This is a genomic window from Wolbachia endosymbiont of Tettigetta isshikii, from assembly GCF_041154185.1.
In the GTDB taxonomy this organism is placed as follows: Bacteria; Pseudomonadota; Alphaproteobacteria; order Rickettsiales; family Anaplasmataceae; genus Wolbachia.
On record NZ_JBFTEN010000002.1, the window covers coordinates 57,508 to 72,027 of the forward strand.

At 36.7% G+C, this 14,520-nt stretch carries 7 protein-coding genes and 1 pseudogene; 7 read left to right on the forward strand and 1 reads right to left on the reverse strand.

Annotated features, from left to right (window positions below; genetic code table 11):
• Window positions 1-385: 385 nt before the first annotated feature.
• On the reverse strand, window positions 386-3,784 hold the full coding sequence (locus AB6N09_RS00920; protein WP_411131088.1) for an AIR synthase-related protein: 3,399 nt from the start codon (window positions 3,782-3,784) through the stop codon (window positions 386-388).
• A gap of 99 nt (window positions 3,785-3,883) precedes the next feature.
• Here AB6N09_RS00920 and AB6N09_RS00925 point away from each other — a divergent pair, with 99 nt between their 5' ends.
• From AB6N09_RS00925 to AB6N09_RS00955, 7 genes and pseudogenes are all read left to right on the forward strand, one after another.
• Complete coding sequence (locus tag AB6N09_RS00925) at window positions 3,884-6,511, forward strand: PD-(D/E)XK nuclease family protein (protein WP_411131089.1); 2,628 nt, start codon at window positions 3,884-3,886, stop codon at window positions 6,509-6,511.
• Between the two features lie 596 nt (window positions 6,512-7,107).
• Window positions 7,108-10,344 (forward strand): carbamoyl-phosphate synthase large subunit, encoded by a 3,237-nt coding sequence (gene carB / locus AB6N09_RS00930; protein ID WP_411131090.1) that lies wholly within the window; start codon window positions 7,108-7,110, stop codon window positions 10,342-10,344.
• Window positions 10,345-10,377: 33 nt separating this feature from the next.
• A complete protein-coding gene (locus AB6N09_RS00935; protein ID WP_411131111.1) occupies window positions 10,378-10,704 on the forward strand; it encodes a cytochrome d ubiquinol oxidase subunit II in 327 nt (108 codons plus the stop codon).
• A gap of 95 nt (window positions 10,705-10,799) precedes the next feature.
• Window positions 10,800-11,298, forward strand: a pseudogene (locus AB6N09_RS00940) (efflux RND transporter periplasmic adaptor subunit); the annotation flags it as partial.
• A 533-nt stretch (window positions 11,299-11,831) separates the two neighbouring features.
• Window positions 11,832-12,848 (forward strand): substrate-binding domain-containing protein, encoded by a 1,017-nt coding sequence (locus AB6N09_RS00945; RefSeq protein ID WP_411131091.1) that lies wholly within the window; start codon window positions 11,832-11,834, stop codon window positions 12,846-12,848.
• Window positions 12,849-12,875: 27 nt separating this feature from the next.
• Window positions 12,876-13,547, forward strand: coding sequence for a potassium transporter TrkG (locus AB6N09_RS00950; RefSeq protein WP_411131092.1), 672 nt, complete (start codon window positions 12,876-12,878; stop codon window positions 13,545-13,547).
• A gap of 399 nt (window positions 13,548-13,946) precedes the next feature.
• Window positions 13,947-14,489 carry a hypothetical protein gene (locus tag AB6N09_RS00955; RefSeq protein WP_411131093.1) on the forward strand — a complete coding sequence of 181 codons (543 nt, stop codon included), beginning with the start codon at window positions 13,947-13,949 and terminating at the stop codon, window positions 14,487-14,489.
• The last annotated feature ends 31 nt before the right edge of the window (window positions 14,490-14,520 follow it).

Here is a 14,520-nt window from a genome sequence, read left to right on the forward strand (position 1 = left end):
TTATATGAAAGTCAAACTTAGACTTTAATTATCAAAAATAACGATACTTGAGAAAAGGGATACTAAAATTGCGGTATATGAAATTAGTATTATTGGACTGAGATTTTGCCATTTAAGAACACAACATGACACTGTGCGCGTTTATTAAGCTGTATATAGCTTCTCTCTTGCCGTAGAACTTAACCATTGAATTTACAGCTAGAGCAGCTCCCGTAACTAGGGCAGCGCATATCATCAATTTATTTGAATTGTTAAGTAAAGAAAGACTGATGAACAAGAGCATTAATAAAATATACATAACCTACCCAAACTTAATAACATACATCCATTCTAAATAAACATTACATATAGTAAAAGAGTTATTTAGCATAATAAAAAAAATATTCTATACTATGCTACGATAGCTGTTCCCTAAATCTTTCAGATCTACTTTTAAGATATCCTTTATATTTAGGGTTTTCTCCTCTATCACTTTGCCGATACACGAAAAAACTATACCTTTAAACAATTCTTCAAATCTCTGCTGATTTTGTGGGGCAATAGTAACCAAAATTCTACTTTGGGATTCAGAAAACATTACTATCTTGTTTATTGTATCTTCATTTTGTGTTTCCCCTACTGGCACTAGTGAGAGATCAATTTCAGCACCGAGATCTCCTGCGATTAGCGATTTTGCTAGAGCAACAGCCAATCCCCCAAGATTTGGTGCAATTGCAGAGGCAATTATGCCATCTTTTATTGCAAGGCTGTAGCGCTCATACAACTTCTTGGCGCTCTTTGCATCAACTTTTGGTACGTTGTTATTATCTATTCCACTGTATAGCTGATATTCAGATCTGCCAAGTTCGTCGTATGTTATACCAAGCACATATATCAAGTCTCCTGGCATCTTCACGTCAAGCGACACCGCATTTTCAATATTTTCTATAACTCCAATTGCTGAAATAAGTAATGAAGGTGGCGCAGATATAATAACTTTCTTACCATTTTCATCATATCCCTTGAATTCATTGAACATGCTATCTTTTCCAGATATGAATGGGATTTTAAATGCAGTTGCAAAGTCATAACAAGCTTCTGCAGTCCTCTTTAGTTGCCACAGTCTTTCTGGATCATAAGCGTCACACCAACAAAAATTGTCGAGCAACGCTAGATGATTTATATTTCCTCCTGCAGCTACATAGTTGCGTATGGCAGTGTCAATCGCGCATGCTGCCATATGGTAAGTATCAATTTCCCCATAACTTGAGCCGAACCCCTGCGATTTCACAACACCTTTGTTTGAAGAAAGAACTGGCCTTGAAACAACAGCTTCGCTACACACTCTTCCTTTTCCTTGCAGTGGCTTTAACACAGACGAACCCTGAACTTCATGGTCATATTGCACCACTATGAACTCTTTGCTGCAAATGTTTGGTCTGCTCAGCATTTCTTTTAGTTCAGTTTCTTGATGTGGTGTCATCCCAGTGCTTGACACTGGGATCCATTCTTCTTTTTTCTTGATTCCAGTGAGACCTGCCAGTGATTTAACAACTTCAAAATGATCATGGCCATAATGTTTCTTAAGAATAGATAAAGCCCGTTCAAGCAATTCTTTTTTTTTCTTATGATCACCTAAGTCCCCATAAGCGTTACCTAGGTTTGTCAGTAGTTTAGCGACTTCAGGATGGTCAGAGCCGTAATGTTTCTCTTTAATTGCTAAAGCTATCTCAGTGTCAGCTACTTGGGTGACAAGGGAGGGTGCTGGAATGACAGTAGCCTCCTTAGACCACGGCTTTGTTTTTAAGTGCATTTTAGGGTTACCGTCATGAAGAAACTCGGTTTCCATATCCATTATTACTGTTTCTTCGGGACATTTAACAACAGCTTTGCCACTTTCATTAAACTCCCCAATCACGCTGACTTCCACACCGTGTTTTTTCATGATTTGCTTAAACGCAGGCAGATTTTCTTCCGGCACTGCTAAGGTCATTCTCTCTTGTGATTCTGATATCCATATTTCCCACGGGGCCATACCATCGTTTTTAAGTGGAACCTTGCTTAAATCAACTTCAAATCCATTCTTCCCCATTTCACCGATGGACGATGACAGTCCTCCCGCTCCGTTGTCTGTTATTGCATTGTAAAGACCAAGATCTCTTGCCTCTATGACAGCATTGGACAATTTTTTTTGCGTTATAGGGTCGCCAATTTGCACAACTGTTGAAGGGCTGTTTCCTGATAGCGCCTCCGAAGAAAACGTTGCACCGTGAATTCCATCCCTTCCAACCATTCCGCCAATAATTACAATCTTATCGCCGTTTTTGGGCTTTTTAGTGTGTGAAGGTGCATTATTTATATTGCGCGGAATAATCCCAACGCTTCCAACAAAGACCAATGGTTTTCCACAAAATCTATCGTCAAAATATATCGATCCAAGTTGTGTTGGAATGCCAGAACAATTGCCAGCAACATTAACACCGTGAATTACTTCTTTCATGATATATTTTGGTGGCAAAATTTCATCAGTGCGCTCTTTATCTCTATAAAATTTGCCTTTTGCTTTTTTGGCAAAGCAGAAGTAATAGGTATTCATTACAGGTTCTGCGCCTTTGCCAAAGCCCAGTATATCGCGGTTAACTCCAAGCACTCCAGTCATTGCTCCACCAAACGGATCGAGAGCTGAAGGGCTATTGTGGGTTTCAACTTTATCTACAATCAAGTAATCATCGTCAAAAATTATTCCTCCTGCATTGTCGAAGAAGACTGAAACACATATGTCAGAATTTATTTCACACGTTGCACGCTTAATATAATGCGCATATAGACCGTCTTTTATTTCATCGATAGGAGAACAGAAGATGTTGTGCTTACAATGTTCGGACCAAGTTTGTGCAAGAGACTCAAGTTCAATGTCGTATGGATTTCTACCGAGTTTTTTGAAATAATCCCTTATAGCTTTCATTGCTGCAAGGGAGAGACCTAGAGTGCCATTGCCATCGATCCCATCTCTGCTAAGCTTTTCAAGCTCTTGGTCACTTACGTTGAGGTCGACAGGCTTAGCAACATCGTTACCTGGTGTCGTCCCAGTATTTCCTTCTGTCATTCCTATTTTTCTCCCTCTCATCCAAGTGCCATAGGATGTCATCCCAGTGCTCCGGCACTGTTTTTTTTCCTGGATTCCAGTGTCAGCTACTTGGATGACACCAGGTGGAATATTTTGTTTACTGTAATACCTCCAATGGAAATTGCCGTTTTCCTTATAAATAAGCGTGCAATACTCAGTGATAGGGTTGAATTCTATATCATCCTCGGTTGGTAGGTTTCCTTTACCCAAGATCAGTTTTGAGCTTCTTGCTTTGATCTCAATTGGTGTCATTCCAGCCCTTTCGTCCGTCATCCCAGTGCTCCGACACTGGGACCTATAGATTCCAGCGTCACGCGCTGGAATGATAGAGTGGGAAATTTGCATGACAGATGGATCAATATGGCCCTTGCTTATTAAATATTCTCTAACAATCTGTTTTGCTGTGTTGCCTACGTTGTCGGTCATGCCAGGTAAGAAACTTATTTCCAAGCCCCACTCAGCCTGTGGTTCTATGAAATCATATTGAACTTCTTCAAGATTTTCGTTGTAGGAGTAATAACGGCAGTCTTGTATGATTTTGTTGTAAAGTAGCCTACAAATTTCTTCATATAATTTTGATGGTAATTCCTCGCTTATATAAATCGAATAAACGTTAACTAACCATCTGCTGCCAACTTGCTCATATTTATTTAAAACTTCTATTCTTATGTTTGTCATGTAATGTTATGAAAGATTTTAATATATAATAGCATAAGAAACTGTGAGCACATTCATATTTTGCTGTACAATAAAACATCGTACTAGTTGTCATTTTTCATGGGAAAAGTTTTTACTGCTGACGTAGATGAATCCTTTTTTGATGTGCTTGCTCAGCACATATTTTCTGAGTATGGAAAAGAAGAAATTCCCAAGGTAAAGGTCATCCTTCCATGCAAGAGGGATGTGATAGCACTACTGAGTGCATTCAAGAATTGCAGCGCTAAAAAATGCATAATTTTACCAGAGATAGTTTCGCTAGAGAACATCGATGAGGAATATTTAATATTAAATCTTGATAGAGTTAAAGTTATCAAGCCGACAAAAAGGACACTGCTGTTGATTCAGTTCATATTGGAGTGGAATAAGGAAAACAATGATAATTTTCCCATTGATTTGGCTTATAGCTTGCCATCACTGCTTGATAAAATCCAATATACCAAAATAGCAGATTATTATCAGTTCGATCAGCACTCAAAGAAAATAGAGAATTTCATAAACTTACTTATTAAAACTTCGAGTAACACTTTAAAAGATCTTGGAGTAGTAGATATACTAGAACATAAAAGTGACTACATAAACAATATGATAACCTCTCTACAGAAAGATCAACATATAATCTTTGTTGGAATTGGAAAGGGTGAAATCTACAAGTTATTGATTAAAGCTATATATGAACTACCACTTGGAAAGATAATTTTCCCTAATCTGAATCTGAAAATTAAAGAGAAAGACTGGAAATCGCTCGATAAAAAACACTATCAATATTGCCTGAAAGGTCTGCTCGATTATTTAAATGTGAATAGGAAAAATGTTATCTGCTTGAGCACTGTGGATAACGAAATTATTGATTACATCTTTGATACAACTGCTGACCTTAGTAAAGTTAGCGATGGGTACATTGGAAATATCGAAGTCATCACTTGTGATTCGAGGGAGGAAGAAGCACAAGTGACGTCACTAATTATAGAGAATGAAGGTTATGAAAACGTTTCTTTGTGTGTCTTTGATAAATTACTTGCAACTCGTATGGCATGTTCCATGTCTGGAAACTACTCTTATATAACACTTCTACTTTATAGTATCGAAGTTTCGAACTCAAATTGGAACAGCGTGGCACTTCTTTCTCTTCTTAAACATAGGCTAGTGACTTTTGGTTACACTCAGAAAGAATATACTCAGATTTTATCTGAGTTTGAAATAGAGATATTACGCAGCTTCAGTACGAACGGCCGAAGCAGTATTATAAATGCCATAAATGCCCATGAAAAGCTAAAATATAAAGAAGATATATTGATCATTATCAATAAGTTAGAAGCTATATTTAATCCTTTACTTAATTCTATAAATTGCCCTATTTCTGATGTGGTAACAGCTCACTTGCAGTGTATTAATTTGCTTTCTGGGGTAGATTTTTCAGAGCTAAGTAATGAAGTAGGTAATTTTACCAGTGATTTTTTAAATGCATGTGAGGGCATAACGGTTAAGTGTTCCCTGGAGTTATATAGCCAAGTTCTAACCTTGTTTTTGAAGAAAGAGTTTTTTTCTGTAGCAAGCGACTTCAATAGATTCAGTTTATATCACAATAAAGTTGTAATACTTGCTGGATTTTATGATATGCCAAGTTTTCAAAATCCGTTTTTGAATGCGCTGACAAGAGAAAAATTTGACCTTCCTTCCGTGCAAGAGGAGCAGGGGTGTTTTTTATATACTCTGCGCGGTTTATTTGGTGCAAGTAAAGTGTATATCACAAGATTGCTAAGCAACAGAAAACCAATTCTATTGCAGCGTTTAGAAATTCTGTTACAAGGATCAAAGTATCCTTATCGCGATTGGCTAAGAATATTAAATACGCCTGAATTTGTTGTACCATGTACTCAGCCTATGCCAAAACCTCAAACTGAGGTCAGAGAAGAAACACTGCAAGTGATGTCTTGCAGTGCGGTAGAAAAATTGATTCGTAACCCTTATTCGTTTTACGTTGAACATATACTGAACCTTAGACAGCTAAAAGACTTAAATTTTAAGCCATCAATATTGGAATTTGGCACTATGGTGCACAATATTCTTGAGAGATATTTGCGTGACAGAAAGTTTCCAATGCGCATCGCACAAGAAGTATTTTCAGCTAATCGGTTTAATTTTTCAAATATGTGGTGGGTAAGGTTGCAGAGGATAATTCAATCTTTTGTCTGGTTTGATAGGACCAGAAACAATCACGTTGAGTTAGAGAAGAGCTTTTCCTATCCGTTAGCTTGCGTCTCAACATGTAATGCCGAAGCTACTTGTGGGTTACAAGAAATTTTATTAACAGCAAGATGCGACAGAGTTGAATATCTGCCAAATTGGCAAGTAGCAATTATAGACTATAAACTCGGTTCACCGCCTTCGAATGAGGAAGTTATGTCAGGATTTTTTCCACAATTAATTTTACAAGCTTTAGCGGTAGAATACACAACAAAAAAAGAAGTTTCAGAACTTGCTTATTGGAAACTTGACTATGATAAAGTAAAGGTTATTGCTTTGAAGGATTACAGACAAAAAATGCAGGAATTTCAAGATAATCTACCGAATTTTTTATCTAATTATTTAAGAGAGACCACTCCCTTTATTGCCTCTCCATATTTTGATAAATTTCTAAGATTTAACAGCTATAAACAACTAGAAAGGGTAGGGGAGTGGTTGTAGTTAGCAGCAGACCCTAAAGGCTCATCGTTGACAGTGAGGCTACTATTGGGACTTTGACAGTATCTTGCCAGTTAACAAGGGTGTCATTCCAGCGTCACGCGCTGGAATGACACCCTTCATGGGCTTTTGAATTGCTTTAGCTATAAATACTAAGAAACTTACTCAGCAGAAAAAAAGACAAAAGAAATCCCGTGGTAGAAGTTGCTCACTCTCTAATCCTGCAAATTAGCGTACTATACTGTCTTGAACGACTTATAAACGCGTTTCAGCTTGTATAGAGAAAAACCTAGAAGTCTAGGTAAAATTAATAAAGACATGAAGTGCACATAGTGCAAAAAATTAAACATAAGACGCCAACCATAATAATCTTGTCATTTAATCTGCACAGATGAAGATAACTGAATACCGCCAGTTTCATGATAATGGAACTAGCGGAGGTTGTCAAGCGGTTTTTTTGTTGCTATTGGATGACGGCTGTTCAAATCATAGTGCTTGTGGAGTTGTTGTTCTAAAGTGGTAGCCTATAAGGCTAATAAAAATTCACATATACAGGAAAGATTGGTAACATTATCTAAATCGAGATCGTCATTATAATTATGCCAAAACGTACAGATATAGAATCTATATTAGTAATAGGAGCAGGTCCAATAATTATAGGTCAGGCGTGTGAGTTTGACTATTCAGGAACTCAAAGTTGTAAGGTATTAAAGAGCGAAGGTTATAAAGTCATTCTGGTAAACTCCAATCCTGCAAGTATAATGACAGATCCCGAGTTTTCTGATGCAACGTATATTGAACCTATACTACCTGAGATCATAGAAAAAATCATAATTAAGGAGAAGCCAGATGCAATATTACCAACGATGGGCGGGCAAACCGCGCTCAATTGTGTAATGAAGCTTGCAGATGATGGGGTATTGGATGCATATAACGTAAAGCTCATTGGCGTGAATAGAGAAGCAATTAAAAAAGCTGAGGATAGGGAACTATTTCGCCAATCTATGGATAAAATAGGGCTAAAATACCCTAAAAGCATTATTATAAAAAATCAAGGACAAATAAAGAAAGCTCTGGATTATATAGGGTTACCTGCAATCATTCGTTCATCGTTTACTCTTGGGGGTGCAGGTAGTGGCATAGCGTACAATAAAGAGGAGTTTATCAACATTGCGGAGAATGCTCTGAAAATTTCGCCAATAAATGAAGTTCAGATAGATGAATCTATTATCGGTTGGAAAGAGTACGAAATGGAAGTTATTCGTGATTGCAAAGATAACTGCATAATAGTCTGTTCAATAGAAAATGTTGATCCCATGGGAGTTCATACAGGTGATAGCATTACTGTTGCTCCTGCTTTAACTCTGCGTGATGCAGAGTACCAACAAATGAGAAATGCATCTATAGCAGTTCTGAGAGAAATTGATGTTAGTGCAGGTGGTGCAAATGTCCAGTTTGCAGTTAATCCCAAAGAAGATGCCAGCCTTGTTGTAATTGAAATGAATCCAAGGGTTTCTCGCTCTTCTGCGCTGGCCTCAAAGGCAACAGGTTATCCAATAGCAAAAGTTGCAACTAAGCTTGCTGTCGGCTATTCACTTGACGAAATACGCAACGATTGTGCGCCAATTATACCTGCTGCATTTGAACCAGTGGTTGATTACATCGTCACTAAAATTCCTCGTTTTGAATTCGAAAAATTTAAGGGAACGAATTGTGAGCTATCAACCTCCATGAAATCGGTGGGGGAAGTAATGTCTATAGGCCGCACTTTTAATGAGTCACTACAAAAAGCTTTTCGTTCACTTGAAACTGGTCTCACGGGACTTGATGAAGTGTTCTCTGAAGGTACAGATGTTGATCATATAAAATTTCAATTAGCAAAACTGCTACCAAACAGATTACTGATTGCTGCAGACGCAATACGTCATGGAATAAGCATAGAAGAAATAAATTCGATTACAGGGTACGATTTGTGGTTTTTGCAAAATATACAGCAAATCATCTTAGCTGAACAAAAAATTAAAGAAGCTGGTTTGCCTGAAACCGCGTATGAAATACTAGAGCTAAAGAAAGTGGGATTTTCAGATGCAAGGTTGGCAAAATTAAGTAGCAAAAAAATAGAACAGATTGAAGCAATAAGGAAAAAATTTGGCATTCATCAGGTTTATAAACGTGTAGACACATGTGCAGCCGAGTTTGAATCGGGTACTGCGTACATGTATGGCTGTTATGAAGGAGACGTTATAAATAAGACAGAGTGCGAAGCGAACGTTTCTGACAGAGAAAAGGTTGTCATTTTAGGTAGTGGACCAAACCGTATTGGTCAGGGTATTGAGTTTGACTATGCATGCGTGCATGTAGTTTCTGCTGCCAAAGAAATGGGATATGAAACAATAATGATTAATTGTAATCCCGAGACTGTTTCAACTGATTATGATACTGCTGATCGTTTGTATTTTGCTCCACTAACCGTAGAGGATGTGCTTGAAATACTAAACAAAGAGCAAGAGAATGGTACACTAGTAGGTGTCATGGTGCAAATAGGTGGTCAAACGCCTTTAAAGTTAGCCAAAATACTAAATGAAAGGGGTTTTAATATCTTAGGTACATCTTTTGACTCTATAGATCTTGCTGAGGATCGTATGAGATTCAAAAACCTTGCTTTGCAGCTTAATTTAAAACAACCTGAGAACTCTATTTGTCATTCAGTGGAAGAAGCATTAGCAAATGCAGAGAAGTTGGGGTTTCCGTTAGTAGTCAGGCCATCCTACGTTCTGGGTGGTCAATCTATGTCGATTAAGCACGATATTGAGAGCTTTAAAGAATATGTACTAGATCAGACTAAGATTTTTGAACACGGGTCGCTGCTACTTGATAGGTTCTTAGTCAATGCAGTTGAGGTTGACGTTGACGCTATATGCGATGGAGAAAAAGTTTTCGTTGCAGCAGTTATGGAGCATATTGAAGAAGCCGGAGTTCACTCTGGTGATTCAACTTGCTCGATACCAACAAACACGCTGAGTGATGAAGTCGTAAAAGAGATTGAATTGCAAACTGAAAGAATAGCTTTTGAATTGAAAGTGAAAGGCCTGATAAACATTCAATTTGCCATTCAAGAGAACAATATATATATACTGGAAGTGAATTTAAGAGCTAGCCGTACAGTTCCTTTTATCTCCAAGGTAGTCAATATTCCTATAGCAAAGCTTGCTACGCAAGTTATTCTAGGCAAAAAATTAGACCAAGAAAAGAAATCTCTTGATCACTTTGCAGTCAAAGCTGCTGTTTTTCCGTTTACACGTTTTTCGGAAATTGACACTCTGCTCGGTCCGGAAATGAAGTCAACAGGAGAGGTAATGGGAATCGATTTATCCTTTGAGGCTGCGCTTGTAAAAGCTTACATGGCTGCAGGATATAAGTTGCCAACAGAAGGAAAAGCTTTGATTTCAGTAAAAGATGATGATAAAGAATATATATTACCAGTTGCACGAATGTTGAAGGGGCTGGGTTTTGAAATATACGCCACTAAAGGCACAGCTTTGCATCTGAACAATAACGGCATTGCTGCAAAAGCTGTAAATAAAGTGAGAGAAGGCAGGCCCCACATAGTTGACATGCTTAAAGACGGAAAAATAAATCTAGTGATCAACACCTCAAAAGGCGTCAAATCAGTCTCAGACAGTAAGGACATTAGAAGAGCTGCTATTTTGCAAAATATAGCTTATAGCACCACAGCGTCTGGAAGTAAAGCGTTAGTACTTGCAATTCAATATGTAAAAACCAGCAGGCTGGAAGTAAGGTCATTGCAGCAGATACAAAACGCCGTTTATAGTTAATGAAAATAGACCTTTTGCATAGCTTTTAGTAGTATAGTGACACCATTTTTAAATGAGGATATTAAAAACTTTTGGTTTAGTGTACCGAATTTTTATTATTTATTTTTTGTTCCGCTACTAACATCTTTGCTATTTTTCATATTGTGGTTTGATCTCCAGGATGCTAAACGGGAGCACCGTCCATTTTTTCTCAGTATTGCTATTTTTTTTATGGGGTATTTAGGCTTAGGAATTAGTATCTATCCATGGATTATACCCTTTCACTATACTATTTTTGATGCGGCTGCTTCTTGGCCAAATTTATCTTTGATGTTGGTTGTTACGATACCATTTTTACCGCTTATTTTAACTTACACTTGATATTCCTATTATCAACTATGTTTTTTAAAAATTTTTTATTTGTGTGATTTTGCAACTTTACCCAGTCATATGGGCAATAAAAATCCGTTTGTTATAGACTAGTGTTGGATTTAGAAAATATTGCAGTTAAGTCCCCTATCGATGGTTATATAGATACGATCAATACAAATGAAGGGGATTTCATTAACGCTGGGCACAAAATAGCTGACATAGTTAATTTTGATCAAATTCTTGTAGTGTTATACGTTTCAGAAAATGAAATAAATAAAATAGAGCTAGGTAGTGCAGCTCAAGTTAATTTGCTAGATGGAAGGAAACTAGAGGGTAAAGTGAGTTTCATCAGTAAAATTGCTGAGCCTAAAACCGGATCCTATAGAGTAGAAGTAAAGATAACTAATAATGAAATGATATCCTTGCAAGGATTAACTGCTAGCGTAAAACTCCCTTCAAACAAAAGGTTTGCATATAAAATTCCTTCTTCAGCTCTGAGCACATAACGAAGATAAACCTATAAAATTGATAGTGCTAGGCCACTTATTTGTTAAACTTGGTGATAAAGTTTTAGACTTCGGCTGTCAAGGATGTAGCGGTTAAGCGGCCAAAAAGTACCTTAGCGAGTGTTTTCTGATACGAAAATACACCAGTAGTCTTTTTTATCATCCAAGTAGCGCTCCCTTTTTTTTTGTCATTCCAGTGCTTGATACTGGGATACAGGATGCTATTTTAGTAATAAATATTTAAAAATTTACCAAATGGAGAAAAAGGTAAAGAAACCGCGAATGGCAAGTTTTGACTCTATAATACTTTAAATTGGCGCTATAATTTGATACAATCGGCCAAAAATACCCTGAGTTTTTTACTGAATTTTGTCATTGAGCCTGCAGATCAAAAACAAGTTTTGAGTCAGAAACACCCTTAATGTTATAATAATGAAATTGTTGAAATTTGTCAAGTAGTTTTTTTGTTTCTGTTGGGTAACATTTGCTTTCTGTGTATAACAGCTAAAGTAATTTAGGTTTTTCAAGATGATGAAAGGTAATGCAAGAAATTTAATCATAGAAGAAAATTAGGGCTTTTCAGTTTGATCTTTTGTTATAATAATATGCTTATGTTCTTAACTAAAAACGATGCTTAGAGGCTTTCTCTTGATTTTTATATTCACAGTGTTCATGCCGCTGTCAAATGCTGATGCGAGGAAATATATCAGAATTGTTGGGTCTTCAACTGTTTTTCCTTTTATCTCATTTATAGCTGAGGATTTCAACCGTGTATTCTCCTTTAGAACTCCAGTTGTGGAATCAATAGGAAGTGGGCCAGGGTTCAAAATGTTTTGCTCAGGTATAGGGGAAGACACGCCAGATATTGCTGCTTCGTCTCGTTCTATAAAAAATGCAGAAAGGGAGCTATGCAAAAGGAATAAAGTTGATGAAATGATAGAGATTATTATTGGCTATGACGGAGTTGTAATCGCAAACTCTAATCAAAGCCATAGATTTGACTTCTCAAAAAAGGATTTATTTGAAACTTTGTCTGCATATTCTCAAGAGAATGGTAAGCTGGTAAAAAATAATAAGAAGCTTTGGTCTGATGTAAGCCAGGCCTTACCAAAAACAGAAATTGAAATTTATGGTCCACATCAAAATACAGGTACGTACGAAACTTTGATTAATTCTATTATGCTCGATCAATACTCATGCATGAATTCAAGGATTTTCAAAGAGAATTATGAAGATCAGGAAGAAAGAAAGAAAGCTTGTAGCAGTATAAGGGACGATAGAAGGTATAAGGAAGTTGGAATTAATGAAAACATAATAATACAAAAGTTGAAAAGCAACAAGAACGCTTTGGGAATATTTAGTTTTAGTTTTTTGATCAGGAACCAGGATAAAATACAAGGAAGCACAATTGCAGCAATTGAGCCAACTTATGAAAATATATCATCGGGAAAATATATATTAGCAAGGCCTCTATATCTTTATATAAAGAAAGAACACTTGAATACCGTTGATGGATTAAGAGAGTTCATTAGAGAAGTTATCGATTCTATCAGTGCTGAAGATGGGTACCTATCTAAGCTCGGTCTGATCCCACTTTCAAGTGAAGACATAAAGAAAGTTTCAGCAAAAGTTCATGATATAGTGTAATATCTTTTTGCTCTGAAAAGTAACTCTATGGAAAATCATCAGCACTTGCGGACGTTGCGTTCAATTGCTTTTATTATTGGGGTATTTCTATTGGTGTTTAGCTTAACAATGGTCATTCCTTCTATTACTAATAAGTATCTAGGCTACGAGTGGAAAAATTTTCTAGCTGGTATGCCATTATTTGATGCAATATGCCACGGAATGTCCGCTGTATCAACTGGTGAATTTGCTAACTATAACGATTCCATAGGGCGCTATAATGATCCCTTACTAGAAGTTATAACAATCATTTTCATGATCTTGGTTTCTATACCTTTTCTTAGCTATTTAAAAATCATAAGACGGTTAGACATTTACCGCGATGAACAGGTCTCTTACTTTATTGGGATAGTTATTATCTCATCTTTATTTGCTTGTTTTTGGTTGTACAGAAATGTTGATTTAGGAATATCATTGTCATTTAGATATAGCACATTTACCATCACCTCTTTTATTACATCAACTGGCTATGTGTTGTGTAATTATGTCGATTGGGGCTTCATCTCAGTCTTAGCTTTTTTTCTAACCTTTATTGGTGGATGTGGAGGTTCTGCAAGTGGTGGAATCAAAATCTTCCGTTTGATTGTTTTTTTAAGATCTATAGGAAATCGCTTTCGCCTTTTATTAGATCCTAATGCAGGTGATAGGGTAAAATTCTAGAAGATGACGAAGTTCACTCTATATTTACGTTTTTTGCAATTTACATATTAACGTTCACTATATCATCAATAGTGATGTCTTACTTAGGCAATATGGACTTTATAACTAGCATTAGCGCAGTCTCTGCGACGCTTACAAACTCTGGTCCAGGGTTCAGTAACTTAATCGGGCCTTCGGGTAATTATTCCTCCTTCAGCAGTGGAGTAAAGCTATTTCTGTCGTTTTTAATTATGCTGGTTCTTGTTTTGGTCCTTGTAGTGTGTCAATTTCTTCCATCTGACTAAATCTGAAGTATGAGTTAATGAATTATTATAATTTTTACTGAAATGCTAATATAGTTAAGCTTTAATAGTGAGGTGTGAGAAATGGAAGCAACAAAAAATCGTCATGACTGTGCAAATGATGGCACTTGCGGTAAATCTATACAAAGTCGTAAGATTTTGGGTACCGATATTTCTTTTTTTTGATGGTAGTGGAAAGTTAATTACCAAAGTGCCTGTACTGCCGAAGTATTCTGGTGTGAAATATGGAAATCTGTTGTACAAAGAAGCTGAGTCAAAGCAGTTTCACTATCCTCCCGCTGATATACACAATGTACTGCCCAACAGTTTAACCGTTAAACACGGATATATAAATTGTACTGTGAAATACGATAACTTATCCAAGCACGAGCAAAATCAAATAGAAACGGACATTAAAAACGCATATGAGGCATTCAAGGAAAAATTTTGCATGGAAAATAGTAATGCAAGTTACGATATCACAGTCTATATTTTCAACAATAGAAGCGATTATACAAAGTACAACGATCTTCTAAATATAGATGCAGATGGTGGTCCAGGTTATATTATAAGAGGAGTAACAGATTACCGTAATATTTTAACATACAAACAAGACTCAATGGATTTTGTTCTAGGTCATGAGCTAGGTCATATATTTTAATTACGTTTTTCATCAGCAAAAGCAGTACGGA